This window comes from Pseudomonas bijieensis (assembly GCF_013347965.1).
Taxonomy (GTDB): domain Bacteria; phylum Pseudomonadota; class Gammaproteobacteria; order Pseudomonadales; family Pseudomonadaceae; genus Aquipseudomonas; species Aquipseudomonas bijieensis.
The window spans coordinates 5,601,133-5,627,031 of record NZ_CP048810.1 but is presented as its reverse complement, the minus strand read 5'-3'; the positions used below and the strand labels follow the sequence as shown (position 1 = coordinate 5,627,031).

Annotated in this window: 25 protein-coding genes; 10 read left to right on the top strand and 15 right to left on the bottom strand. The window is 60.4% G+C overall.

The window, feature by feature from the left end:
- Positions 1-45: 45 nt before the first annotated feature.
- The 3 genes from GN234_RS24820 to GN234_RS24810 form a co-directional block, all read right to left on the bottom strand.
- On the bottom strand, positions 46-267 hold the full coding sequence (locus GN234_RS24820; RefSeq protein ID WP_003178589.1) for an FmdB family zinc ribbon protein: 222 nt from the start codon (positions 265-267) through the stop codon (positions 46-48).
- 147 nt (positions 268-414) lie between these two features.
- The gene (locus GN234_RS24815) at positions 415-759 is read right to left on the bottom strand and encodes a ribbon-helix-helix domain-containing protein (protein WP_163856987.1); all 345 of its coding nucleotides are present in this window, start codon (positions 757-759) and stop codon (positions 415-417) included.
- 209 nt (positions 760-968) lie between these two features.
- The gene (locus GN234_RS24810; protein ID WP_003205047.1) at positions 969-1,439 is read right to left on the bottom strand and encodes a Dps family protein; all 471 of its coding nucleotides are present in this window, start codon (positions 1,437-1,439) and stop codon (positions 969-971) included.
- A gap of 394 nt (positions 1,440-1,833) precedes the next feature.
- On the opposite strand from GN234_RS24810, the gene GN234_RS30205 reads away from it, so the two are divergent.
- Positions 1,834-2,439 (top strand): cold-shock protein, encoded by a 606-nt coding sequence (locus GN234_RS30205; protein ID WP_003205048.1) that lies wholly within the window; start codon positions 1,834-1,836, stop codon positions 2,437-2,439.
- 69 nt (positions 2,440-2,508) lie between these two features.
- On the opposite strand, the gene GN234_RS24800 is transcribed toward GN234_RS30205, so the two are convergent.
- Positions 2,509-2,715 carry a SlyX family protein gene (locus tag GN234_RS24800; protein WP_030140808.1) on the bottom strand — a complete coding sequence of 69 codons (207 nt, stop codon included), beginning with the start codon at positions 2,713-2,715 and terminating at the stop codon, positions 2,509-2,511.
- Between the two features lie 3 nt (positions 2,716-2,718).
- Positions 2,719-3,144, bottom strand: coding sequence for an HIT domain-containing protein (locus tag GN234_RS24795; RefSeq protein ID WP_109753803.1), 426 nt, complete (start codon positions 3,142-3,144; stop codon positions 2,719-2,721).
- A gap of 882 nt (positions 3,145-4,026) precedes the next feature.
- On the opposite strand from GN234_RS24795, the gene GN234_RS24790 reads away from it, so the two are divergent.
- Complete coding sequence (locus GN234_RS24790) at positions 4,027-5,370, top strand: OprD family porin (RefSeq protein ID WP_176689214.1); 1,344 nt, start codon at positions 4,027-4,029, stop codon at positions 5,368-5,370.
- Between the two features lie 118 nt (positions 5,371-5,488).
- On the opposite strand, the gene GN234_RS24785 is transcribed toward GN234_RS24790, so the two are convergent.
- Together GN234_RS24785 and GN234_RS24780 are read right to left on the bottom strand one after the other, a co-directional pair.
- Positions 5,489-6,331: a mechanosensitive ion channel family protein gene (locus GN234_RS24785; protein ID WP_109753801.1), complete on the bottom strand. Its 843-nt coding sequence runs from the start codon at positions 6,329-6,331 to the stop codon at positions 5,489-5,491.
- 205 nt (positions 6,332-6,536) lie between these two features.
- Positions 6,537-7,022 carry a YajQ family cyclic di-GMP-binding protein gene (locus GN234_RS24780; protein ID WP_060740892.1) on the bottom strand — a complete coding sequence of 162 codons (486 nt, stop codon included), beginning with the start codon at positions 7,020-7,022 and terminating at the stop codon, positions 6,537-6,539.
- Between the two features lie 142 nt (positions 7,023-7,164).
- Between GN234_RS24780 and GN234_RS24775 the strand changes: the two genes are divergently transcribed.
- Genes GN234_RS24775 through GN234_RS24765 form a run of 3 tightly spaced genes read left to right on the top strand, consistent with a single transcriptional unit; the run spans position 7,165 to position 10,749 of the window.
- Positions 7,165-8,082: a putative 2-dehydropantoate 2-reductase gene (locus tag GN234_RS24775; RefSeq protein WP_116833330.1), complete on the top strand. Its 918-nt coding sequence runs from the start codon at positions 7,165-7,167 to the stop codon at positions 8,080-8,082.
- Positions 8,083-8,128: 46 nt separating this feature from the next.
- Positions 8,129-10,165 (top strand): sensor histidine kinase, encoded by a 2,037-nt coding sequence (locus GN234_RS24770; RefSeq protein WP_109753799.1) that lies wholly within the window; start codon positions 8,129-8,131, stop codon positions 10,163-10,165.
- Between the two features lie 2 nt (positions 10,166-10,167).
- Entirely contained in the window at positions 10,168-10,749 is a 582-nt protein-coding gene (locus GN234_RS24765; protein ID WP_109753798.1) for a cob(I)yrinic acid a,c-diamide adenosyltransferase, read from the top strand.
- Between the two features lie 115 nt (positions 10,750-10,864).
- Here the strand turns inward: GN234_RS24765 and GN234_RS24760 are convergent, their stop codons facing one another.
- The 4 genes from GN234_RS24760 to secA form a co-directional block, all read right to left on the bottom strand.
- A complete protein-coding gene (locus GN234_RS24760; protein WP_176689213.1) occupies positions 10,865-11,809 on the bottom strand; it encodes a Nudix family hydrolase in 945 nt (314 codons plus the stop codon).
- Positions 11,806-12,438 (bottom strand): glutathione S-transferase family protein, encoded by a 633-nt coding sequence (locus tag GN234_RS24755; protein WP_176689212.1) that lies wholly within the window; start codon positions 12,436-12,438, stop codon positions 11,806-11,808. Before GN234_RS24755 ends, GN234_RS24760 begins: the two co-directional genes overlap by 4 nt.
- A 162-nt stretch (positions 12,439-12,600) precedes the next feature.
- Positions 12,601-13,818 (bottom strand): bifunctional glutamate N-acetyltransferase/amino-acid acetyltransferase ArgJ, encoded by a 1,218-nt coding sequence (argJ, locus tag GN234_RS24750; RefSeq protein ID WP_109753795.1) that lies wholly within the window; start codon positions 13,816-13,818, stop codon positions 12,601-12,603.
- Between the two features lie 122 nt (positions 13,819-13,940).
- Positions 13,941-16,676 carry a preprotein translocase subunit SecA gene (gene secA / locus GN234_RS24745; RefSeq protein WP_109753794.1) on the bottom strand — a complete coding sequence of 912 codons (2,736 nt, stop codon included), beginning with the start codon at positions 16,674-16,676 and terminating at the stop codon, positions 13,941-13,943.
- A 307-nt stretch (positions 16,677-16,983) separates the two neighbouring features.
- On the opposite strand from secA, the gene GN234_RS24740 reads away from it, so the two are divergent.
- Entirely contained in the window at positions 16,984-17,439 is a 456-nt protein-coding gene (locus tag GN234_RS24740; RefSeq protein ID WP_064107032.1) for a DUF721 domain-containing protein, read from the top strand.
- 272 nt (positions 17,440-17,711) lie between these two features.
- Here the strand turns inward: GN234_RS24740 and GN234_RS24735 are convergent, their stop codons facing one another.
- Entirely contained in the window at positions 17,712-19,199 is a 1,488-nt protein-coding gene (locus GN234_RS24735; RefSeq protein WP_116833334.1) for a helicase HerA-like domain-containing protein, read from the bottom strand.
- Positions 19,200-19,462: 263 nt separating this feature from the next.
- On the opposite strand from GN234_RS24735, the gene GN234_RS24730 reads away from it, so the two are divergent.
- From GN234_RS24730 to GN234_RS24720, 3 genes are read left to right on the top strand one after another with little or no spacing between them, the layout of a single operon-like run.
- Complete coding sequence (locus GN234_RS24730; RefSeq protein ID WP_176689211.1) at positions 19,463-20,554, top strand: glycosyltransferase family 4 protein; 1,092 nt, start codon at positions 19,463-19,465, stop codon at positions 20,552-20,554.
- Positions 20,555-20,570: 16 nt separating this feature from the next.
- Positions 20,571-21,338, top strand: coding sequence for a DUF2334 domain-containing protein (locus GN234_RS24725; protein ID WP_109753791.1), 768 nt, complete (start codon positions 20,571-20,573; stop codon positions 21,336-21,338).
- A complete protein-coding gene (locus GN234_RS24720; protein WP_176689210.1) occupies positions 21,335-22,342 on the top strand; it encodes a lysylphosphatidylglycerol synthase transmembrane domain-containing protein in 1,008 nt (335 codons plus the stop codon). Before GN234_RS24725 ends, GN234_RS24720 begins: the two co-directional genes overlap by 4 nt.
- A 4-nt stretch (positions 22,343-22,346) precedes the next feature.
- On the opposite strand, the gene GN234_RS24715 is transcribed toward GN234_RS24720, so the two are convergent.
- Together GN234_RS24715 and purU are read right to left on the bottom strand one after the other, a co-directional pair.
- On the bottom strand, positions 22,347-22,520 hold the full coding sequence (locus GN234_RS24715; RefSeq protein WP_176689209.1) for a hypothetical protein: 174 nt from the start codon (positions 22,518-22,520) through the stop codon (positions 22,347-22,349).
- A gap of 227 nt (positions 22,521-22,747) precedes the next feature.
- Entirely contained in the window at positions 22,748-23,596 is an 849-nt protein-coding gene (purU, locus tag GN234_RS24710) for a formyltetrahydrofolate deformylase (protein ID WP_003178545.1), read from the bottom strand.
- Positions 23,597-23,903: 307 nt separating this feature from the next.
- Here purU and mvaT point away from each other — a divergent pair, with 307 nt between their 5' ends.
- Positions 23,904-24,281 carry a histone-like nucleoid-structuring protein MvaT gene (gene mvaT / locus GN234_RS24705; RefSeq protein ID WP_003205091.1) on the top strand — a complete coding sequence of 126 codons (378 nt, stop codon included), beginning with the start codon at positions 23,904-23,906 and terminating at the stop codon, positions 24,279-24,281.
- A gap of 81 nt (positions 24,282-24,362) precedes the next feature.
- Here the strand turns inward: mvaT and sbcB are convergent, their stop codons facing one another.
- Positions 24,363-25,799 carry an exodeoxyribonuclease I gene (gene sbcB, locus GN234_RS24700; protein ID WP_176689208.1) on the bottom strand — a complete coding sequence of 479 codons (1,437 nt, stop codon included), beginning with the start codon at positions 25,797-25,799 and terminating at the stop codon, positions 24,363-24,365.
- Positions 25,800-25,899: the final 100 nt, after the last annotated feature.

The window sequence follows — 25,899 nt, the reverse complement described above, 5'->3', positions numbered from 1 at the left end:
TTCGGTTGGAGGCCCTGCCCGTGCAAGAACTCGCGCGTGTTCAACTCAATCAGCTTTGTCGCCACCGGCCAGGTTTTTCTTGGCGCCGGTCTTGAAGTCGGTTTCGTACCAGCCCGTGCCACCGAGGCGGAAACCAGGCATGGACAGCATCTTTTTCAGTTCCGGCGCCTGGCAGGCAGGGCAGTCGACCAGCGGTGCCGCGCTGATCTTTTGAATGGCTTCCATCTGATGACCACAGGAAGCACATTGATAGTCGTACATCGGCATGGGGTTGTCTCGGCGATCAGGTTACTCGCGCAAAGGCTGGGCTTTGCGGCAAAGAGCGGGATTATATCCATTAAATGCGGCCTGTGCAGCCGTAAGCGCACAGGCCGTTTGCGGTCCGGCCCAGCCATCAACCGGGCAGGTACCCCGTCAATGATTGCCCGCGACCTCCAACGCGGTGTCCTTCAAACTGTGCACCACGCAAACCACACGCACCAGCGCGCTGAAATTGCGCACGCCGCCATGGCGCAGGTGCACCTCCCTGTCCACATGGGACAGCAACGCACTGATGGAACAGCTGTTGAGCTGGGCCATGTCGCCGAGGATATCCCAATAGACCTGCTCCAGCCGCAGACAGGTGGCGAACCCGTTCAGACGAATGGATCGGGCCAGGGGACGGGCCAACTGCATATCGAATCCCCTGACGAATGGATCGACGCTGATGGACTGCAATCGTCCATGCACACCTTCCCCCGGTTCTTTTCCTTGAATCATACCGTTGACACTCCTTTGCCATACGAGCCTTTCAGTTGGGACAACCCATCTGTGGCTCTATGGAAGCTCAACGGCATGGCCAGTTCCAGACGACTTTATGACCATGGACGTAGGACAAGCCAACAGCAGGCAGGCGACGAATTACGCCGTCCTACACGCCACGGGCAGGGAATACTGCCCACACCGCGTCATCACCTGCCTGGGGTTTATTAGCCCTCCAGCAGCGCGCGCAACATCCACGCGGTCTTTTCGTGAACCTGCATACGCTGGGTCAGCAGGTCGGCGGTGGGCTCATCACTGACCTTGTCCAATAAAGGAAAGATGCCACGGGCCGTACGCGTCACCGCTTCCTGGCCCTCGACCAGTTGCCGGATCATGTCTTCGGCGCCAGGCACGCCTTCCTCTTCCTTGATGGAAGACAAGCGCGCGTACACCGAGTAGGCACCCGGGGCCGGAAAGCCCAGGGCGCGGATTCGCTCGGCGATCAGGTCCACCGCCAGGGCCAGCTCGTTGTATTGCTCCTCGAACATCAGGTGCAGCGTCCGAAACATCGGCCCCGTGACGTTCCAGTGGAAATTGTGGGTCTTGAGATACAGCACATAGGTGTCCGACAGCAGGCGCGAAAGCCCGTCGACGATGGATTTGCGGTCTTCTTCACTGATACCGATATCAATTGCCATGTTGGTTGATCTCCTGACGGTGATGAATTCGACAACGCCCCAAACTCTAGTGGTTTTGGCCGCCTATGGCCTGCGACAGATCGCCAGCCCTCCTGAACCGACAAGCAGGGACAGCGGGCGGTTCCGCCCCCCCCAGGGAATTCAACGCCGTTTGCCTGGCACCTTCAAGCACCTGCGGTCTTTCCTGGCCGACGAACAGCGCGGTACGCGCCCGTAACGAGTTTGAGAAGGCCGGGGCTTTGCTGTTAAATAGGCAGTGTGTCGCTACGCTTATTTTCCCGGGCGTAGCGCATAGGCTGATTCGGGTACGTGTCCAACGCCTCTCATTGTTTCGAAGCGAACCGCCCCCGACCAGCTCTTCCTTGTGATCTGTCTTAACCGTGAGCCAATCAAAATGTTGAAAATCGTCCACTTGCTAATGGGCGCAGCTGCCCTGCTGCTGTCCTTCATCCCTAGCCTGGGTTCCGAAGCCACACCTTACCTGCAACACCCCGACGCACTGTACCTGGCCTTCTTCGGCCTGCTCAACCTGACCCTCGCACCGGTTATCCCTTACTGGAACAAAGGTCCACGTCATCAACTGCAAAATCTGGTCAGCGCCCTGCTGGTGCTGGCCGTTGCCCTGCAAACCCTGGCCCTGCTGGCGCCTATGCCGGAAATCGGCGGTCAACCGGCCATTCTGTTCAGCCTGGGCGCAGCACTGCTCGCCGTGGCACTGCACCTGGCCGTCAGCTTCTACAAGAAGTCCTCGCCGGCCGCCGCAGCGCAGAACTACGACATGTCCAACCGCGATACCGGTACGGTGAAGTGGTTCAACACCTCCAAAGGGTTCGGCTTCATCTCCCGCGACTCCGGCGATGACATTTTCGTGCATTTCCGGGCCATTCGTGGCGAAGGCCATCGCGTCCTGGTGGAAGGCCAGCGCGTGGAGTTCTCCGTCATGAACCGTGACAAGGGCCTGCAGGCCGAAGATGTGATCGCCGCGCTGCCGCGCCGCTGATCCAAGCGTAAAAAAACCGCGATGCAGCCTGGCTGCTCGCGGTTTTTTATTGCCTGCCAATCGGCCAGGTCAGTAATGAGGGGGCGGCGCCTCTTCTTCGAAAGACTCGAACTGCCCGGCCATTTCTTCCTGACGCTTGAGCAACGCCGCCATTTGCAGTTGCAAACGCTCGACAATTCGCTGTTGCTCCACCAGCACGTCATTCAACGCCTGGATGGTGTCATCCTGAAAGGCCAGGCGGCTTTCCAGATCGGTTACTCGTTCTTCGAGGTTCATGGTTCAGCCCTCCAGAAACTTGAAATCATCGGCCAGGGCCACGCGCAAGCGCTCACGAATGGCAATCACCTGCTCTTCATTATAAGGCTGGGCCGGGTGCTTGCCCCAGACCGGCGCAGGCCAGGCGGCATCATCACGCTTGCGCACGATGACATGCATATGCAATTGACTGACGACGTTACCCAAGGTTGCAACGTTCATCTTGTCGGCATCGAACGAATCCTTGAGGGTTTCGGCCAATGCCGTGGTTTCTTTCCACAACTGCAATTGATCGGCGTCATCCAACTGAAACAATTCACTGATATTTTCTCGCCGCGGTACGAGGATGAACCACGGGTAGTTGGAGTCATTGGACAAGAGCAACCGGCACAACGGGAAATCGCCGATGGGCAATGTGTCTTGTTGCAGTCGTGGATCTAAGGCAAACACCGCGCGTACTCCTCGTTATTGATTCTGCCCGGCGCAACGACCCGCAGGCCTGTACCGGACACAGGCTAGCAGCATAACCCCGAACGCCGGATCGATCACTGCGTAGCGCCTCGATGGCGCACTTCGAATGTTTTTTTCAACGCCTGGCATCAACCCGTGCAAGCTGGCGCACCAACACAGCGCAAGCGGCACGACACAGCCCTGACAGGACCGCGCCAGGGCTCGGGCAAAGCGGCGCAGCTGTAAGATTTTCGTACAGCTTGAAAAATTTTTGCACCAAAACAGCACAGTGCGTCTACGCTCAGTGCACAAAGTATCCGTGATTTACTCACTGGGTAGGGTGAACCGGTAACGTTTTGGGTTGTCTCGCGACGTTTGCCGATGCCAAACACGAGAGCCGCACGGCAGTCAACCCTATTTAAAACAAGGCCTTTGGAGCCCGGTTTCATGAGGTTTCACCACGACAAGCGGTAAAATGTGAAAAAAATGTAAACGAAATTCGGGTTTGAGCATGCTTGTTGCATTCATCCCCATATCGCCTGAAAGGCCTCGCCGGAAGCGAGACCTTTCAGACATACAAATTAAAGTGGCAAGGCTGCCCTCAGGAGCTTCAAGCGCGGTAATGACGGACTCTTTACACCGATGCCGGAAAAGAAAAACAACATTAAAGTTGTGAATACGGTTGCGTCGGATCAGCTGAAATGCGACATGGATCGAGCCATTGGCGACATGGTCGTAAAGAAGCTGAAAGGTTACATGGGCAAGTATCGCCAATAGGGTCGGCGTGATATAAGTTTGCGCCGACACAAAAAGAAAGAGCCGCCCAGATAATAAAACAGGTGGGACGGCAGTACTCTTCTAAAACCAAAGGAGCAAATCACGATGCGCGTGATGAAGTGGAGCATGATCGCACTGGCCGTTGCAGCAGCAGCCAGTACTCAAATGGCCTCGGCCGCACCTTTCGTAAGTGACCAGGCTGAAGCCAAAGGTTTTGTTGAAGACGCCAAGTTCGACTTGCTGCTTCGCAACTACTATTTCAACCGTGATCGCAAAGACGGCTCAACCGACCAGAAAGACTGGACCCAAGGTATCTGGGGCAACTTCAGCTCCGGCTACACCCAAGGTACCGTAGGCGTCGGCGTTGATGCGTTTGGCTACCTGGCAGTCAAGCTGGACGGTGGCGACGGCACTGGCGGCACTGGCAACATGAGCCGCGATGCCGATGGCGACGTCAACGACAGCCAGGGTAAAGCGGGTGCAGCAGTCAAATTCCGCGTTTCCAAGACCGAGCTGAAAGTCGGTGACATGCAGCCAAGCACTGCTCCAGTGTTCGCTGTAGGTGGTTCCCGCGTCCTGCCTCAAACTGCCAGCGGTTTCCAACTGCAGAGCAGCGAAGTCAAAGACCTGGACCTCGAAGCCGGTCACTTCTACTCGGCAACCAGCCAGGACAAAAATGCTCGTAACGGCGGCCTGTATGCAACCTATGCCGGCGTAGAAGCCAACACCATCGACTACGCTGGTGGTAAATACGCCATCACCGAAAACCTGAGCGCATCGCTCTACGGTGCCCAGCTGGAAGACATCTGGAACCAGTACTACGGTAACCTGAACTACACCATCCCAATGGGTGGCGATCAGTCGCTGAACCTGGACGGTAACATCTACCGTACCACCGACACCGGCAGTTCCAAAGCCGGTGACATCAGCAACACCGCGTTCTCCCTGGCCGCTGCTTTCTCGTTCCTGAAAGCGCACACCATCACCGTCGCCTTCCAGAAAATCAACGGTGACACGCCGTTCGACTACATCGGCGTAGGTGGTCACAGCGGTTCCACCAACCGCGGTGGCGACTCGATCTTCCTCGCCAACTCCATCCAGTACTCCGACTTCAACGCACCTAACGAGAAATCTGCCCAGATCCGTTACGACCTGAAGATGGCTGAGTACGGCGTTCCTGGTCTGAGCTTCATGACCCGTTACGTTAAAGGTTGGGATATCGACGGTAGCAAAGTGGACGCCAGCAGCCCATACGCCGCTTTGGGTTACGGCGACAATGGCAAACATAACGAAACCAACTTCGAAGCCAAGTACGTTGTTCAGTCTGGCCCGGCCAAAGATCTTTCCTTCCGCATTCGTCAAGCTTGGCACTACGCTAACGCCGACGAAACTGAAGGCGACGTCAAAGAGTTCCGCCTGATCGTCGACTACCCGATTTCGGTTCTGTAATTGCCGAAAGTCAGTTTGCGGTAATCAAAAAAAGGCCCATCTTCGGATGGGCCTTTTTTATTGGATCAACTTTTTACGCAAGGCCTGACCTAAAGGTCAAACAACAACCATTCGAGCATTACGCCGAGGTCGATTCCTGAACTACCCGAATCACTCGTTGTGGAAACGGAATATCAATCCCCGCATCCTTCAAACGATCTCGCGCCTGCTCATTGAGCATGAACATTACGTTCCAGTAGTCCGCGGTCTTGACCCAAATGCGCAGCGACACCGTGATGGAACTGTCACCCAAGGTGGAAATCACCGCTTCAGGTGCCGGATCAGTCAGCACGCGCTCATCCTTGGCCAATTCCAGCAACACCTCCCGGGCCTTTTGCAGGTCGGCCTGGTAATCCACGCCTACATCGAACACGACCTTGCGGGTCGGCTGGCGATTGGTGTTGGTGATGATGCCGTTCGACAGATTGCCGTTCGGCACAATGACGGTCTTGTTGTCACCGGTACGCAATACCGTATGGAAGATCTGGATGCTGTCGACTGTACCGGCCACACCCTGGGCTTCGATCCAGTCACCGATACGGAACGGGCGGAACAGCAGGATCAGCACGCCGCCGGCGAAGTTCGCCAGGCTGCCTTGCAAGGCCAGGCCAATCGCCAGGCCGGCCGCACCAATGGCCGCGACGAACGAAGTGGTTTCCACACCGATCATCGAGGCGACACTGACGATCAGCAATATCTTCAGGATGATGTTGGCCAGGGTACTGATAAACCCTTGCAGTGCCAGGTCGGCGTTACGCAAGGCCAGCAACGCACCCAGTTTCTGCGTCACCTTGTTGATCAACCACCAGCCGATGGCCAGGGTGATGACCGCCAGCAGCACACGGCTGCCATATTCCATGATCATGGGGATCCAGGTCTGGGAAGCCTTGACCAGGTTGTCCACTTCAGCGTTCAAGTCCATCTACCTCTCCTTATTCCTGTTACCGCGAAAAAAGACCAATCGAAACACATTGTGGCGAGGGGATTTATCCCCGCCGGGCTGCGTAGCAGCCCTGAAACCAGACAACTCGTTGGATCAGACAAATTGAGGTGACTGTTCTGGGACTGCTACGCAGCCCAGCGGGGATAAATCCCCCCTCGCCACGGCTATACACAACAAATGTGGGTCAATCGCGGAAGTTATTGAACTGCAGTGGCATGCCGAATTCCTTGCCGCGCAGTGCCGCGATGGCTTCCTGCAAGTCGTCACGCTTCTTGCCCGTAACGCGCACCTGCTCGCCCTGGATGGCGGCTTGCACCTTGAGCTTGGCATCTTTGATGTGAGCGACGATTTTCTTCGCCAGCTCCTTGTCGATGCCTTCCTTGAGTACGGCTTCCTGCTTCATCAGCTTGCCCGAGGCGTAGGCGTCCTTGACCTCAAGGCACTGCACGTCGATCTTGCGCTTGACCAGCGCCAGTTTGAGGATTTCGATCATCGCCTCCAGCTGGAACTCGGCCTCGGCGGTCAGGTTCACGGTCAGGTCCTTTTCCTTGAACTCGAAACTGCCCTTACCCTTGAGGTCATAACGACGGTCGAGTTCCTTGACGGCGTTTTCAACCGCGTTGGTGACTTCGTGTTTGTCCAGTTCGGATACCACGTCGAATGACGGCATGTAGTGTTCTCCAAATAAAAAGGCGCGCCAGTGACAACGGCGCGCGCTTGGCTTGTGGTTAAAATCGGGCTCATTATAACGGCTCTTTTCCTGCCGACACTGCGAGCCCTCAGATGCCTGCGCCAATCCGAGTAAAAAACTGATGTCCACCACCTGGCATGTCCTGGGTGCCGGCAGTCTCGGCACATTGTGGGCCACGCGCCTGGCCCGGGCCGGGTTGCCGGTACGGCTGGTGCTGCGCAACGACGCCCGCTTGCAGGCGTACCGAAACGCCGGTGGCCTGACGCTGGTGGAACAGGGACAGGCGCAGTGTTACCCGATACCCGGTGAAACGGCAGACAGCCCGGAGCCGATCAAGCGCCTGCTGCTGGCCTGCAAGGCCTACGACGCGGAAGCGGCCGTGAGCTCGGTGGCCCATCGCCTGGGCGACGAATCGGAACTGATCCTGTTGCAGAATGGCCTCGGCAGCCAGGACGCAGTGGCCAATTGTATGCCCCAGGCCCGGTGCATCAGCGCCTCCAGCACCGAAGGCGCGTTCCGCGACGGTGACTGGCGCGTGGTATTCGCCGGCCACGGCTACACCTGGCTCGGCGACCCTGCCCATCCAGTGGCGCCGTTCTGGCTGGACGACCTGGCCGCCGCCGGCATTCCCCACGCATGGAGCGCCGACATCCTCACCCGGCTCTGGCGCAAACTGGCGCTCAACTGTGCAATCAATCCGCTGACCGTGCTGCACCACTGCAAGAACGGCGGCTTGCAGGAACACCGCTGCGAAGTGGCGACCCTGTGCGCGGAGCTCACGGACCTGCTCGAACGTTGCGGCCAGCCCGCGGCAGCCGAAGACTTGCAGCCGGAAGTCGAACGGGTGATCCAGGCCACCGCCGCCAACTACTCATCGATGTACCAGGACGTCAGCAATCGGCGTCGCACCGAAATCAGCTACCTGCTCGGTTACGCCTGCAAGGTCGCCCAACGCCACGAGCTGACCGTGCCGCACCTGGAACAACTGCGCCAGCGACTGATTGTCCACTTGCACAACCTCGGATTGCCCAGCGACTGAGCAGCGGCTACGCTGGCCCTCGTGTTCCTTCTAAGCGACGAGTCTGATGCCATTGCGCCAGCGCCTTGAAAACCTCCCGGTCGGCCAGAAACTGCTGGCCGCTCTGTTGGTGTTGTTGACCACTGTCCTGTTGGTGGCCAACCTGACCTTTATCAGCGCCGCCTACTACATATCCCAGGAAAGCATGGCGCCCCAGGCCCTGCAGACCATTGGCCGGCTGGTGGCCAACCCGAGCCTGATCTCCGACGCCCTGCAATCGCCGCAAAGTGCCCAGCGCCTGCTCGATGAGCTCAACAGCTACGCACCGCTACGGGCGGCGGCGCTGTACGACGGCCAAGGTGAACGCCTGGCCCAACTGCAACAGGGCGAAAAGCTCAAGCTGCCGGAGCATTACCGCAATATACAAGCCTGGCAGGCGAACGAATTTCGCAGCAACCAGGTCATCACCCTGCCCCGTCCCGGCACGCTGCCGGGCCATCTGTTACTGGTGGCCAGCAGCGAACTGCCAACCGCGTTCTACACCGGCACCCTGACCGCCAGCCTCGGCATCCTGATTTTCAGCGTATTGCTGTGGCTGATCATTGCCCAGCAGATCAAACGCCTGATCACCCAGCCGATTCATCAACTCGAAGAACTCTCGCGCCAGGTCACTCGCGAGGAGAACTATTCCCTGCGCGCCGCACGCGGCAATCACGATGAGATCGGTAGCCTGGCCGAGGCGTTCAACACCATGTTGTCGCGGATCGAAGCCCGCGAGCAGCAACTCAAGCGCGCGCGAGACGACTCCCAGGCCGCCTACGACCAGGCCCAGGGCCTGGCGGAAGAAACCCGCCATACCAATCGCAAGCTGGAACTGGAAGTCCAGGTGCGCAGCAAGATCGAGAAAAAACTCACGGGCTTTCAGAATTACCTCAACAGCATCATCGACTCCATGCCGTCAGCGCTGATCGCCCTCGACGAACAGCTCTACGTCACCCAATGGAACCAGGAGGCCAGCGCCCTCTCCGGCACGCGCCTGGACGAGGCCCTGAACCAGCCGATCTTCCTCGCCTTCGAACCGCTCAAGCCGTATTTGCCCCAGCTCAAACAGACCGTCGAGCAACATACGGTCGCCAAGATCGAGCGCGTCACCTGGACCAAGGACGACGAAGCCCGGCATTACGCCCTCACGTTCTACCCACTGATGGGCGGCGCCGGGCGGGGCGTGGTGATCCGCATCGATGACATCACCCAACGCCTGTCGCTGGAAGAAATGATGGTGCAATCGGAGAAAATGCTCTCGGTCGGCGGCCTCGCGGCGGGCATGGCCCATGAGATCAATAACCCTCTGGGCGCCATCCTGCACAACGTGCAGAACATCCGCCGGCGCCTGTCGCCGGAATTGCCGAAGAACCTCGAACAGGCCGAGCAACTGGGGATCGAACTGCCGGTGGTCAACCGCTACCTGGAAAGCCGGGAGATCCCGCAGTTGCTCGACGGCATCCAGCAGGCCGGCGCCCGGGCCGCGAAAATCGTCACCCACATGCTCAGCTTCAGCCGCCGCAGCACACGGCAGATGGCGCCCTGTGACCTACCGGCGCTGATCGACCAGGCGGTGGAAATCGCCGGTAACGACTTCGACCTGGCGATCGGCTTCGACTTCAAGGGCCAGGCGATCATCCGTCAGTTCGATCCGAACCTGGGCCCGGTGCCCGGCACCGCCAACGAGCTGGAACAGGTGCTGCTCAACCTGCTGAAAAACGCCGCCCAGGCGATCCACCAACGCCAGGACGACAGCGAGCCAGGGCGCATCATCCTGCGTACGCGGTTGAATCCGCCGTGGGCGGAAATCCAGGTCGAGGACAACGGCATCGGCATGAGCGAGAACGTGCGCAAGCGCACCTTCGAACCCTTCTTCACCACCAAGGAGATCGGCCAGGGCACCGGCCTTGGGTTGTCGGTCTCGTACTTCATCATCACCAATAACCACAAGGGCCAGATGGAAGTGCAGTCGGCGCCGGGCCAAGGCACCTGCTTTACCTTGCGCCTACCCCTGGCGGGCACCTCGATGGTGGCGCAGGAAAACAAACAACTGGAGCGCTGAGCATGGGCTTTCGCCTGTCGAAGATTTACACCCGCACCGGCGACAAAGGTGAAACCGGGTTGGGCGATGGTCGCCGCGTGGCAAAGGACCACCCACGGGTCGAGGCCATCGGCGAAGTGGATACGCTGAACAGTCAGCTGGGGTTGTTGCTGGCCGGGCTCGCCGCTGAAACGGCCCGGTACCCGGGCCTGAAGGAGGTCAGCGATGTGCTGGGGCCTTGCCAGCATCGACTGTTCGACTTGGGTGGCGAACTGGCGATGCCGGCGTACCAGGCGTTGAACGCGGCGGAAATCGAGCGGCTGGAAGCGGCGATCGATGTGTGGAACGAGGAACTGGGCCCCCTGGAAAACTTCATCCTGCCCGGTGGCTCGACGTTGATAGCCCAGGCCCACGTCTGCCGCAGCCTGGCCCGCAGCGCCGAGCGCCGTTGCCAGCACTTGAACGCCGTGGAGCCATTGGCTGGACCGGGGTTGGCCTATATCAATCGCTTGTCGGACCTGCTGTTTGTCGCGGCGCGGGTGATTGCCCGGCGCCAGGGAGTGGCGGAGGTGTTGTGGGAGGCGGCGGTCAAGCCTGGGAGCTGAATGAGTCGCCTGTCAGGGCCCCATCGCGAGCAGGCTCGCTCCCACACTGGCTCTGCGGAGTTCCCCCTGTGGGAGCGAGCCTGCTCGCGATGAGGCCTGCCCATTCACCACAGAATCAAGCTTCAGGCCAAAACGCCCGAATCCCCGCCACACCCTGCGCCCCGGCTTCCCAGGCTTTTTGCCGTTCGCCAGGCCCTACCCCACCCAACAGATAGACCGGCTTGTTGAAACCGTCGATCAACCGAGCGGCTTCTGCCCATCCCAAGGGCTGGGCATCAGGGTGAGTCTGGGTCGGTTGCACCGGCGAGAGCGTCACGAAATCCACGTCCATCTGCTGCGCCAAAGCCAATTCCTCGGCGTTATGACAGGAGGCCGCCAGCCAGCGATCCTTGCCGAACGTTCGACCGGCCGCTGCATGCTTGCGCAATTGTGCTGCGGTGATATGCCAACCTGCGGAGGGAAAGTCCCCCAGCCATTCGAACGGCCCCTTGAGCATCAGTTGGGCCTTGCCGGCGCACAACCCCGCCGCATCCACCGCCAGGTCGCGGTATTGCGGGTCGTAGCCGTTGGGGGCACGTAGCTGGACCAACTTGATCCCGCCAGCGATCGCCTTCTGCATGCCGCGCAGCAAGGCCGGCGTCTCCAGGCCATCAGGGGTAATCAGGTATTCACCCGGTAAACGAGCCGCCGCGACAATCGGCTGATTGGCCGCTGGAAACTCATGGTTCGGCAGGTCGCGGGCCGTCACCCAGGCCAACGGCTGCCCTTCGGCGCCGTGGGGCTGGCCGGTGAACGCCGAGACTTCCCAGACATCCAGCAACACCTGTTTGTCCGGGTAATCGTGGCGCACCTTGATCAACGGCCGGGCGGCATCGACGACAATGCCCAGCTCCTCATGAAGTTCACGGGCCAGGGCGGTTTCGACGGACTCATCGGCCTCGACCTTGCCACCAGGGAATTCCCACAGGCCGCCCTGGTGCTGGGTGTCGGCCCGTCGGGCGATCAGGATTTTGCCGGCGGCATCGCGAATGACCGCCGCCGCCACATGAACTCGTTTCACCGCGCAGTTTCCTCCAGGCCAGCCTGTTGCCACGCCTTGAACGCCGGCCATTGATAAAGGGTTTCGACGTAGGCCGCATCGACCTCCGACAGGGCCACCTGATAAGTGCGCAAGCGCACGGCAACAGGGCCAAAAAACGCATCGGCCAGGCTGACGCGACCAAACAGGTAGGGGCCGGTTTCGGTTGCCGCGGCACGGCATTCGGCCCACAGCGCCAGCAGCCGCTCGATTTCCGCCTGGACGTCAGCCGGCACGGGCGACAATGGCGCATCGCGCAACAGGTCAAACGGCATGTTGCTGCGGATAGCGAAAAAACCGCTGTGCATTTGCGCACAGGCCGAGCGTGCCTGGGCCCGGGCGGCCACATCCTTGGGCCAGAGACCGGCATCCGGAAACTGCTCGGCCAGGTATTCGGCAATCGCCAGGGAATCGGCGATCACGCCAAATTCGGTCTTGAGCAACGGGACCTTGGCCGTGGCCGAATACTTGAGCAGTTTCTCACGGGTGTCGGGTTGGTCGAGCCTGACCAGCTCTTCGGTGTACTTCGCGCCGGTCAGTGCCAGGGCGAGCGCGCCGCGCATGGACCAGGAGGATAGATCTTTATCGCCGATGATCAGGTGCAGGCTCATGTGGATTCCTTTCTTATGGTTCTGGGGTGTCTGTAATGGCGCCATCGCGAGCAGGCTCGCTCCCACAGGTAGATTGGTGGTGTGAACACTTTCTATGTCACCCAACAATTCCCCTGTGGGAGCGAGCCTGCTCGCGATAGGAGCGACTCAGACCCGAGCGTATTAAGTCCGGTACTCAGCGTTGATCTTCACATACTCGTGGGACAGGTCGGTAGTCCAGATCGTTTCGCTGCAAGCACCACGCCCCAGCTCGATACGGATGGTGATCTCTTCCTGTTGCATCACCGCCGCCCCCTGGGCTTCGGTATAGGTCGCAGCGCGAGCACCCTGGCTGGCGATACAGACTTCACCGAGGAACACGTCGATCTTGCTCACGTCCAGCTCCGGCACGCCGGCACGGCCAACGGCGGCGAGGATCCGGCCCCAGTTCGGGTCAGAGGCGAACAGCGCGGTCTTGATCAGCGGCGAGTGGGCCACGGTGTAGCCGACATCCAGGCATTCCTGGTGATTGCCACCACCATTGACCTGCACGGTCACGAACTTGGTCGCGCCTTCGCCGTCACGCACGATGGCCTGGGCCACTTCCATGCACACTTCGAACACTGCCTGCTTCAGGGCGGCGAACAGCGGCCCACTGGCCTCGGTGATCTCCGGCAGGTTGGCCTTGCCGGTGGCGATCAGCATGCAGCAGTCGTTGGTGGAGGTGTCGCCGTCGATGGTGATGCGGTTGAACGACTTGTTGGCGCCGTCGAGCATCAGGTCTTGCAGCACCTGCCGGGAAACCTTGGCGTCGGTGGCGATGTAGCCGAGCATGGTCGCCATGTTCGGGCGGATCATGCCGGCGCCTTTGCTGATGCCGGTGACGGTGACGGTCACGCCGTCGTGCTGGAACTGACGGCTCGCGCCCTTGGGCAGAGTGTCGGTGGTCATGATGCCAGTGGCGGCCGCGGCCCAGTTGTTTTCCGACAGGTCATCGAGCGCCGCCTGCAGCGCGCCCTCGATCTTCTCGACCGGCAGCGGTTCGCCGATCACGCCGGTGGAATACGGCAGCACCTGGCTGGCATCGACGCCGGTCAGCTCCGCCAGCTTGGCGCAGGTGCGCTCGGCGGCGGCCAGGCCTGGCGCGCCGGTGCCGGCGTTGGCGTTACCGGTGTTGGTCAGCAAGTAACGCACCGGCCCCTGCACGCGTTGCTTGGCCAGGATGACTGGAGCTGCGCAAAAGGCGTTGAGGGTGAACACCCCAGCGACCGTCGAACCTTCGGCGCAACGCATGACCACGACGTCCTTGCGCCCGGGGCGCTTGATGCCCGCCGAAGCGATACCGAGTTCAAAACCGGCAACCGGGTGCAACGTTGGCAACGGACCAAGACCAACAGCCATGAATGCGCTCCTAAATTAGATGTATATCGACGCCGTCCTCATCGAAACGGCGAATCAAATGGCAAAACGCCGCGACGGCTGGAAGCCGGTCGCGGCGCGGGTGGTTCAGCGTTGAAACGGGTTTATTGGATCTGCCCGTGGCAATGCTTGTATTTCTTGCCCGAACCGCAGTAGCACAGTTCGTTACGGCCCAGCTTCTGCTCGTTGCGCACCGGCGCGGTGGCCAGGGCGACATCGACATCGACCCCCTCTTCGGCGACCACTTCCAGGCCCGGGGCTTCGGCGTGTTCGAACTGCATGCGCGCAGCCAGGGCTTCGGCTTCCTGGCGCAGGCGAGCTTCTTCTTCGGCCGGGTCTTCGCGGCGAACCTGAACGTGGGACAGCACGCGGATCGAATCGCGCTTGATCGAATCGAGCAATTCGGAGAACAGCGTGTAGGACTCGCGCTTGTACTCCTGCTTCGGGTTCTTCTGGGCATAACCGCGCAAATGGATACCATGACGCAGGTGGTCCATGGTCGACAGGTGGTCTTTCCACAAGTCGTCCAGTACGCGCAATACAATCTGCTTCTCGAAGGAGCGCAGCGCTTCTTCGCCGGCCTGGTCTTCTTTCTCGTTGTACGCGGCGATCAGCTCGGCCAGCAGCTTCTCGCGCAGGGTTTCTTCGTACAGATGATCGTCTTCGTCGAGCCACTGCTGGATCGGCAATGCCACGCCGAAATCGCTCTGCAAGGCGGCTTCCAGGCCGGCGACGTCCCACTGTTCCGGCAGTGACTGCGGCGGGATGTGGGCGCTGACGGTGGCGTTGAGCACGTCCTGGCGGAAATCGGCGATGGTTTCGCCAATGTTGTCGGCGGCCAACAAACTGTTACGCATGTGATAGATCACTTTACGCTGTTCGTTGTTGACGTCGTCGAACTCGAGCAATTGCTTGCGGATATCGAAGTTGCGGCCCTCGACCTTGCGCTGGGCCTTCTCGATGGCGTTGGTCACCATGCGGTGCTCGATCGCCTCGCCTGGCTGCATGCCCAGGGCCTTCATGAAGTTCTTCACCCGGTCAGAGGCGAAGATGCGCATCAGGCTGTCTTCCAGGGACAGGTAGAAGCGGCTCGAACCGGCGTCACCCTGGCGACCGGCACGGCCACGCAGCTGGTTGTCGATACGCCGCGATTCGTGACGCTCGGAAGCGATCACCTGCAAGCCACCGGACTCCAGTACCTGCTGGTGACGCTTCTGCCAATCGGCCTTGATCTGCGCGATCTGCTCGGGGGTCGGGTTTTCCAGGCTGGCGACTTCCACTTCCCAGTTGCCGCCCAGCAGGATATCGGTACCACGACCGGCCATGTTGGTGGCGATGGTCAGCGCACCCGGGCGACCGGCCTGGGCGATGATCTCGGCTTCCTTCTCGTGGAACTTGGCGTTGAGGACCTTGTGCTCGATGCCTTCCTTGTTGAGCAAGGCGGACATGTGCTCGGAGGTCTCGATGGTGGCGGTACCCACCAGGATCGGCCGGCCCTGGGCCATGCCTTCCTTGATGTCGTTGATGATCGCCGCGTACTTCTCTTCGGCGGTCAGGAACACCAGGTCGTTGTAGTCTTTACGAGCCAGCGGCTTGTTCGGTGGAATCACCACCACTTGCAGGCCGTAGATCTGGTGGAATTCGAACGCTTCGGTGTCAGCGGTACCGGTCATGCCGGACAGCTTGTTGTACAGGCGGAAGTAGTTCTGGAAGGTGGTGGAAGCCAGGGTCTGGCTCTCGGCCTGGATGTTCAGGTTTTCCTTGGCTTCGATGGCCTGGTGCAGGCCTTCGGACAAGCGACGACCCGGCATGGTACGGCCGGTGTGTTCGTCCACCAGCACGACCTGGCCGTCCTGGACGATGTATTCGACGTTGCGATGGAACAGCTTGTGGGCGCGCAGGCCAGCGTAGACGTGGGTCAGCAGGCCCAGGTTATGGGCCGAGTAGAGGCTCTCGCCTTCGGCCAGCAAGCCGACGCGGGTGAGCATTTCCTCGATGAACTGGTGACCGGCCTCGTTGAGCTCGACCTGGCGGGTCTTCTCGTCGATGGTGTAGTGCCCCGGCTGGGTCACTTCGCCTTCGACTTCCTCGACGTGCAACTTGAGCTGCGGGATCAGCTTGTTGATCTCGATGTACAGCTTGGAGCTGTCCTCGGCCTGACCGGAAATGATCAGCGGGGTGCGGGCTTCGTCGATGAGGATGGAGTCGACTTCGTCGATCACGGCAAAGTTGAGTTCACGCTGGAATTTTTCTTCCATGCTGAACGCCATGTTGTCGCGCAGGTAGTCGAAACCGAATTCGTTGTTGGTGCCGTAGGTAATGTCGGCAGCGTAGGCGGCGCGCTTCTCTTCCGGCGGCTGGAACGGCGTGACGACGCCGACGGTCAGGCCGAGGAATTCGTAGAGCGGGCGCATCCAGTTGGCGTCGCGGCGGGCCAGGTAGTCGTTGACCGTCACCACGTGCACGCCCTTGCCGGACAGTGCATTGAGGTACACGCCCAGGGTCGCCACGAGGGTCTTGCCCTCACCGGTACGCATTTCGGCGATCTTGCCTTCGTGCAAGGTCATGCCACCAATCAACTGAACGTCGAAGTGGCGCATGCCCATGATCCGCTTGCCGGCTTCACGGGCAACCGCAAAGGCTTCGGGCAGGATCTGGTCAAGGGTTTCCCCCTTGGCGATGCGGTCCTTGAATTCGGCAGTCTTGGCGCGTAACTGATCGTCCGAAAGGGCCACCATTTGCTCTTCGAAGGCATTGACAGTCTGTACCGTCTTGAGCATGCGCTTGATTTCACGCTCGTTCTTGCTTCCAAAAAGTTTCTTTAACAAAGGCGCAAACATATCGGCAGGATCTTCCACACTAAAGGGATGGAGGGCGGCCCCGTGAGTCGCCCGTGCAGCCCTCATGGCCGCATGCGAACGAGCATTCTACCCGGAAACGATGGAGAGGAAAGTGGCGTTATTCCACGATGCTGGCACAGCGCTGTGACGGGGCCTCCCTAAAATAAGGGCTTTTGCACGAACTTCAACCCACAAAGCGCAGAAGTTACTCATTGATTGTGCAGCCAAAAGCCGCAGGGCGAGAGGGTCGAGGCGCATCCGGCGCTTTCTGCTACCATGGCGCCTCTGTCACTTGCGGTATTCATTCATGGCCTTTCGCCCTCTTCCAGCCAAGGCGCCCGCCGTTCTGCTGCGCGAAGCCAAGCCGCTGAAAGCCATCTTTGGCCACGCCAGACGCCTGGGTCACTTGCAGCGCCTGCTGGACAGCCAGTTGCAGCCGGCCGCCCGCGAGCATTGCCACGTGGCGTCCTGGCGCGAAGGCAGCCTGCTGCTGATCGTCACCGACGGCCACTGGGCCACCCGCCTGCGCTACCAGCAAAAACGCCTGCTGCGCCAATTGCAGGCATTCGAAGAGTTCGCCAACCTGACGCGAATCCTGTTCAAGGTCCAGCCGCCCACCGTCCAGGTCGGCGCCAAGGGGCATACGCTGGATTTGTCCACCGATGCCGCCGCGACCATTCAGGCCACGGCGGACGGCATCACCGACCCCAACCTGCGAGCGGCGCTGGAGCGATTGGCGGCCCATGCGCGGCCCAAGGGCTGAGATTTTCGTCGCCTGTTCAATCGCTATCGCGAGCAGGCTCGCTCCCACAGTGGTTCTTCAGTGAACACTAAATTTGTGTACCACACAGATCCCTTGTGGGAGCGAGCCTGCTCGCGAAAGCGGTGGGCCAGCGGATGAAGATGTTGCCTGTGCCGACGCCTTCGCGAGCAAGCCCGCTCCCACAAGGGATCTGCGGCGGACACAAATTTTGTGTCTGACACAAATCCCCTGTGGGAGCGGGCTTGCTCGCGAAGGGGGCGACTCGGTCTTGACTACCGGCGCTTGCTGCCCCCCAGTAACGACCCCATCAATCCGCGCACCAACTGCCGGCCCAGTTGATTGGCCGCCTGGCGCATCGCCGATTTAAGCGCCTGGCCGGCCGCCGTACCGAGAAACTCCCCGGCCTTTTCCGTGAAGCTCGGCTCTTCGGCCGTCGGCTTGCCCGGGGCCACTTCGGCCTGCGGCTCCAGCCCCTTGCGCCCCATCAGCACTTCATAGGCCGATTCGCGATCAATAGGTTTGTCATAACGCCCTTGCAACGGCGAGCTGGCGATCAGCCCGGCGCGTTCGGCCTCGCTCAGCGGCCCGATGCGCGACTGCGGTGGAGCCACCAACACACGCTGGACCATTTCCGGCGTACCTTTTTCCTGCAAGGTGCCCACCAGGGCTTCACCGATGCCCAGCTCAGTGAGCACCGCCAGGGCATCGAATTGCGGATTCGGCCGGAAACCGTCCGCCACCGCCCGCAACGACTTCTGTTCCTTGGCGGTAAAGGCCCGCAGGCCATGCTGGATGCGCAACCCCAACTGCGCCAACACGTCGTCTGGTAGATCCCCCGGTGACTGGGTCACGAAATACACCCCAACGCCTTTGGAACGGATCAGCCGTACCACTTGCTCCAAACGTTCCTGCAACGCCTTGGGGGTGCCGGCAAACAGCAAGTGCGCTTCATCGAAGAACAGCGCCAACAGCGGCTTGTCCGCATCACCGCGCTCGGGCAACTGCTCGAACAGCTCGGCCAGCAGCCACAGCAGGAACGTCGCGTAGACCTTCGGCGCTTCATGGACCAGGCGGCTGGCGTCCAGCAAGTGGATGCGACCGCGGCCATCGCTGGCCGGTTGCAGGATGTCTTCCAATTGCAGGGCTGGCTCGCCGAACAACGCGTCCGCGCCCTGCTGTTCCAGGGTGGACAAGCGTCGCAACAAGGCCTGGCTGGAGCCGGTGGTCATCAGGGCCGCGTCGTCCCCCAGCAACTCGGGGTTGTCCTTGAGGTGATTGAGCAGCGCCTTGAGGTCCTTGAGGTCGAGCAGCAACAGGCCTTCGCGGTCGGCCACCTTGAACGCCGCGTAGAGTGCCGACTGCTGGCTGTCCGTCAGTTCCAGCAGGCTACCGATCAACAACGGGCCCATTTCACTCAGGGTGGTTCGCAGCGGATGACCGGACTGGCCGTGGATATCCCACAAGGTCACCGGATAAGCCTGGGGTTGGTGATTGAGCCAAGGCATGCCGGCGATGCGCTCGGCGATTTTGCCCTGGGGATTGCCGGCAGCGCCGAGGCCACACAGGTCACCTTTGATATCCGCGGCGAACACCGCCACGCCGGCATCGCTGAACATTTCGGCCAGGCGCTGCAAGGTGACGGTCTTGCCGGTACCGGTGGCACCCGCCACCAGACCATGACGGTTCGCCAGGCGCATGGCCTGGGCGATGGGCTGGCCACTGAGGTCGGCGCCAATAATGAGTTGCGATGAGTCAGGCATATGGTCACCCGTGGTGTTTGCGATATGACGCCATTTTGCACGCTTATATAAAAGCATGCCTGGCGCATCAAGGCCCTGGCACTGGAAATAAAAACCGCATTTGACCGCACTCATGTGGCGAGGGAGCTTGCTCCCTCGCCACATATTCATTGGCATAGCCACTACGTCACCACAACCCCAACCGAACATCTATTCTTACTAAAGGTCAACACAGGAGAACACAGACCGGAGGGACGTTCATCGTGCACATAGCGGACATCACCATGTTCTACGCCCCCGCCAGCGGAGGCGTGCGCACTTATCTGGATGCCAAGCACCGACGCCTGGGCGATCGGCCCGGGATTCGCCACAGCCTGCTGATCCCCGGCGCGCATTTGAGCGAGCACGATGGGATCTACAAGGTTCCGGCCCCCGCCCTGCCTTTCGGCAAGGGCTATCGTTTCCCACTTCGCCTGGCCCCCTGGCGCAATGTCCTGCATGATCTGCAACCGGATCTGATTGAAGTCGGCGACCCCTACCTCACCGCATGGGCGGCCCTGGACGCACGGCGCCAGCTCGACGTGCCCGTTATCGGCTTTTATCACTCCGACCTGCCACTGTTGGTGAGCAATCGCATGGGCAACTGGTTCACCCCCAACATCGAAGCCTATGTCAGCAAGTTGTACGGCAATTTCGACCGGGTCCTGGCACCCAGCCAGGTCATGGCCGACAAACTGACCGGGTTGGGGGTCAAGAACGTCTACGTGCAACCGCTGGGCGTCGACCTGCAGACCTTCAACCCGGCCGCCCGCGACCCGGAGCTGCGGGCTGAGCTGGGTATCGCCGAAGACACGCGCCTGCTGATTTTCGCCGGTCGTGGCTCCAAGGAAAAAAACCTGCCGGTGCTGCTCAAGTGCATGAAGCGCCTGGGCGAACGCTACCACCTGTTGTTGGTGGGCTCGTCGATGCCCGCCGTGGTGCCGGACAACGTCACGGTAATCGATGAGTTCTGCCCGGCGCCGCAAGTCGCCCGGCTCATGGCCAGCGCCGACGCCCTGTTGCACGCTGGCGACCAGGAGACCTTCGGCCTGGTGATCCTCGAAGCCATGGCCAGCGGTATTCCCGTGGTGGCGGTGGCGGCCGGGGCCTTCACCGAAATCGTCCATGAAGACTGCGGGCTGCTGTGCACGCCCAACAACCCGCAGGCCATGGCCAACGCCGTGCGGCAGCTTTTCTCCGAAGGTTGCCAACGCCGTGGGGTTCTGGCGCGTCAGCATGTGGAGCGCCGTTACGCCTGGGACTCCGTGGTCAACAGCTTGCTGGGGCATTACTACGCCGTGCTCGGCGAACAGATGCCGCTGCTGGCCAATGGTTGAGGCGAGGTCCGTGTCGATGAATCAACCGCCCAGCGTGCTATTGGTGCTGCACGACGTAGCACCGCAAACCTGGCCCGACTACCAGCCCTTCGTCGAGGCCGTTGATGCCCTCGGCCAAGTGCCAATGACCTGGCTGGTAGTGCCGGACTTTCACCGCACCAATGACCTGGAGGCTCACCCCGGCTTTCGGCGCCTGCTCGACAGCCGGGTCGAGCGCGGCGACGAACTGGTGTTGCATGGCTACTACCATTGCGACGACGGCCCTGTCGCCCTTCATCCCAAGGACTGGTTCATGCGCCGGGTCTATACCCATGAGGGGGAGTTCTACCATCTGTCCGAGGCGCAGGCCCTCGCCCGCCTGCGCGCCGGTATCCAAACCTTCGAGCGCTACCACTGGCCGCTGGAAGGTTTCGTCGCCCCGGCCTGGCTGATGAGCGAAGGTACGCGCCAGGCCTTGCGTCAGTTACCGCTGAGCTACACCAGCGACACCCAACACCTTTATCGCTTGCCCGATTTCACCGCCATCGACGCGCCGGGGCTGGTCTGGAGTGCTCGCAGCGCCTGGCGCCGTGGCCTGTCGAAAGTCATCAGCGACCAGCGTGAACAACGCTGGCGCCAGGCACCGGTAATTCGCCTGGGCCTGCACCCGGTGGACATGCGCCACACGTTTTCCCGGGACTATTGGCTGCGCACCCTCGAACGCCTGCTCAACGACGGCCGCGTGCCGATGACCAAGCTCGACTGGCTGGCGACCCAGGGGCTGCGGGCCCGCAGCGCCGCATGAAACGGCTGATCTGGCTGGGCGCCGCGCTGCTCACGGCGCTGCTGGTTCCGCTGCTGGTTCCGCTGCTGGTGGGCGGCGGGGAAATGTGGTCGCGGGTGCAGCGTTTTCCCTTGTCGCTGCTGCTGGCCATGCTCGGCATGATCGTGCTGTGCTGGGGCTTGAACTCCGTGCGCTTGCGCCTGTTGCTAGGCGAACATCGTGGTCGCATCAGCGGACTGAAAAGCGTCGGCGTGGTGATGTCCACCGAGTTCGCCATGTGCGCGACGCCCGGAGGCAGTGGCGGCCCGCTGACGCTGATGGCCCTGCTGGCGCGCAACGGCGTGCGCCCGGCCCATGGCAGCGCGGTGTTTGCCATGGATCAGTTGAGCGACTTGCTGTTCTTCCTCTGCGCCCTGGTGGGCATTCTGTTTTACGCGCTGTTCCAGAACCTCAGCCAGCGCATGGAATGGATGCTGGTGTTGAGCGCGATTTCATTGTTCGGCGGGCTGTTCGGCTGCGTACTGGTGGCCCGTTATCACCGCAAGCTGATTCTGCTGGGCGCTCGATTGCTGCGTCACTTGCGTGTGAAGCCCCTCACCCGCCGACGCTGGGCACGCAAGATCCTGAGCTTTCTGGCGGCGTTCACCGACACCTTGAAGTTGCCACGACAGACACTGTTCCAGGTCTTCGGCCTGACCTGCCTGCACTGGGCGTTGCGCTACAGCGTGTTGTACCTGGCATTGAGGGGGCTGGGGGCGGATTTGCAATGGGCCTGGTGTTTCCTGATCCAGATGCTGTCCTTGAGCGCGGGGCAGTTCAGCCTGTTGCCGGGCGGTGCCGGAGCGGCGGAGTTGACCTCGGCGGCGCTGCTGGCGCCCATGGTGGGCAAATCCACCGCGGCGGCGGCGATTCTGATCTGGCGGGCGGTGACCTATTACTTTTATCTGGTGGCCGGTGGGCCGGTGTTCTTCCTGATGGTCGGGCGGCCGTTGATCAAGAAACTGATTCGGCTCAGGCAAGCCTGACAGATCAAGGTTTCTGTTCAGAATCGTCCTGGGGATGCAACTGCTCCCACAATTGCGCGGCATCGGGAAACTCAGTGCCGTCCTCCGGGCTCAACGCGTCGGGGTCGTAGCGGCTGAGGCAGCCCTCGCCCAAGGTCGCCGGCGCGTTGGAAGTGGCTTTGTCCAATGGATCGGTCATGGCGCGTTCCTCCCTTGAGGTGGCATGAAAATCACCGTGGCGAGGGAGCTTGCTCCCGCTCGGCTGCGCAGCAGTCGTAAAACCTGCCTACTCTACTTTCCCGATGCACGGTGTTGAATTTTTTGGTCTGCTTCGCAGCCCAGCAGGAGCAAGCTCCCTGCCACGGACATCGTTGTTCTTCAGTAAAAAGGCCTGGCGATCGCTCGTCCAGGCCCTTTGCAGTGTAGTCAGAAGACCACGGTCTTGTTGCCGTGCACCAGCACCCGGTCTTCCAGGTGATAACGCAGGCCACGGGCCAACACCATCTTCTCTACGTCACGGCCGAAACGCACCATGTCTTCGATGCTGTCGCTGTGGCTGACGCGCACTACATCCTGCTCGATGATCGGGCCGGCATCCAGCTCTTCGGTCACGTAGTGGCAGGTGGCGCCAATCAGCTTCACACCGCGCATCGACGCCTGGTGGTACGGCTTGGCACCGACGAATGACGGCAGGAAGCTGTGGTGGATGTTAATCACCTTATGGGCATATTCGCTGCATAAGGCTGGCGGCAGGATTTGCATGTAGCGCGCCAGCACCACCACCTCGGCATCGTGCTGCTTGACCAGCCGCGAAACCTCGGCAAACGCCGGCTGCTTGTCCTGCGGGTTGACCGGTACGTGGTAGTACGGGATACCGTGCCATTCCACCATGCTGCGCAAGTCGTCATGGTTGGAAATCACACAGGCGATGTCGCAATCGAGCTCATCGCTGTGCCAGCGGTGCAGCAGGTCGGCCAGGCAGTGAGACTCACGGCTGGCCATCAACACCACGCGTTTTTTCTGCGCGGTGTCGGTGATACGCCAGTCCATCGAGAACTCTTCGGCAATGGGGGCGAACGCCTCACGAAAGGCTTCGATACCGAAGGGCAGCGAGTCGGCACGAATCTCGTGACGCATGAAAAACCAACCACTTTGATTGTCCGAGTGATGGCTCGCTTCGGTGATCCAGCCGTTATGGGACGCCAGAAAGTTACTGACTTTAGCAACGATACCGACGCGGTCCGGGCAAGCAATCACCAGACGAAAAGTGCGCATTAGGGAAACTCCAGAACTTCGCAAAGGCGGCCATTCTAGCCATTGCGCGGCAAAACTGCAGTATCGATGACACGCCACCTTCTCAGCGACGCCCCCGGGCCACGACCTGCGCGGTCGGGGCAAGCAGGCTATATGTGTGAACAGATGTGAAGGCATCTGTCGCGGTATTTAACTGCAACAGGCATTTTTGTGGCACAGCACTAATTAATTAAATAAAACACCGGTTAAATGTTTACTTGATGAAACTGTCTGATTACTATTGCCGCACTGTCTCCTTGTCACCCGCGTCCTACATAAGGTAGTCCACATGTCCTTGATCAATGAATACCGCGCCACAGAAGAAGCCATCAAAGAACTGCAAGCTCGCCTGAAAAATCTGTCCCAAGACGACAAACTGCAAACCGAGCTTGAATTCGAAGGCAAACTGCGCACTCTGATGGGCGAATACTCCAAGTCGCTGCGCGACATCATTGCCCTGCTGGATCCAGAAGCCAAGTCGAGCAAAGCACCACGTGGTGCCGTCAAAACTACCGGCACCAAACGCGCTCGCAAAGTTAAGCAATACAAGAACCCGCACAACGGTGAAGTCATCGAAACCAAAGGTGGCAACCACAAGACTCTGAAAGAGTGGAAAGCCAAGTGGGGCGGTGACGTGGTTGAAGGCTGGGCAACCCTGCTGGGCTAAGCCTTAGCGCTTCGCACCATTCTTTGCGAACAAAAAACGCCAGCGATTGCTGGCTTTTTTTATGCCTGCCATCTTTTTATTTCATCGCGGCTCAAGGCTTAAACGTTTGCGCAATTGCTGGCTATAGCCCTGCCACTCCGCGAGTACTTCTCGCTGCATTGGTGTAGACAGCGTCATCCACTCTGCCATCGCTTCATCAAAACTTTCCAAGGTATTAGGCGCGCCCCATTCCGGGGATGACAGACGTTGTTGGCAGAAAAGTCTCCAACGCCCCTGCTCTTCAGGATTCAACGTGTCCGGAAAGTTGCGTGCGCGATATCGGAACAATAGTTCCGGCAAACGCTCATCATCGAACGGCCAGCGTTCTTGAGCCAATTGCGCCGGATCAGCCATGCGCACTTGTTCACATAAACGCCGATCACGATCGCCCAAGAAGCCTGCGTATAACTGTTGCTCGGGATCCTCGCTGGCGCTGAAATCCTCGCGAGCATAAATAGCCTGAAGTTTATCCTGCCAAACTTTCTGTGCGTCAGTTAGCCGCAATGCCCGCTGCTGATAGCCCTCCATGTCCAGTTCCAATCGCTGCTGGTCCTCGGCACGCAGCACCGACAACGGCGCGATCACCGGACACTTGTTGATATGGATAAGCTTGAGCGGCACCGGCAACTCTCCTTCGAGCAATGCTTCCCGGCGGGTATACAAGCGCTGGCGCAGGCTTTCGGCATCGAGGTCCAGCAGGCCCTGGGGGTCCAGGTGCAGGTCACAGACAATCAGGGCGTTGCGGTTTTTCGGATGCCAGGCCAACGGCAAGACCACACCGATGTAGTTGCGCGCCGCCGAGAAGCGACCGGAAATATGCACCATGGGCTGCAACAGGCGGATCTGGTCCATCACCTTCTGTTTACTGCGCAACTGGAACAACCAATCGTAGAGCCTGGGCTGCTTCTGCCGGATCAGGCGCGCCAGGGCGATGGTCGCGCGCACGTCCGACAATGCGTCGTGGGCCTGGCCATGATCGATGCCATTGGCGGCGGTCAGGCGCTCGAGCTTGAGGGTCACGCGACCATCCTCTTGCGGCCAGACAATGCCATCGGGGCGCAGCGCATAAGCGGCGCGCACCACATCGATCAGGTCCCAACGACTGTTGCCGCCCTGCCATTCCCGCGCGTACGGGTCGAAGAAATTCCGATAGAGGCTGTAGCGGGTCATTTCATCGTCGAAGCGCAGGGTGTTGTAGCCGGCGCCACAGGTGCCGGGCGCTGCCAGTTGTCCGTGGACACGGGTCATGAAATCGGCTTCGCTCAAGCCTTTCTCGACCAGGCATGCCGGGGTGATACCGGTAATCGCACAGGCTGCCGGATGGGGCAGGATGTCATCGCTAGGCCGGCAATACAGGTTCACCGGCTCGTCGATTTCATTGAGCTCGAAATCGGTTCGGATACCCGCCACCTGCAAGGGCCGGTCACAACGCGGGTTGATGCCGGTGGTTTCGTAGTCGTACCAGAAAATGGAAGTCACGGGCTGTTCCTGAACTGAAGACTGGCGAAGTCTAGGCGTTCGAACCCGCCGGCGACCAGCAGTCCTGTAACTTTTGAATGCCAATGCGCGGCCCCCCCCC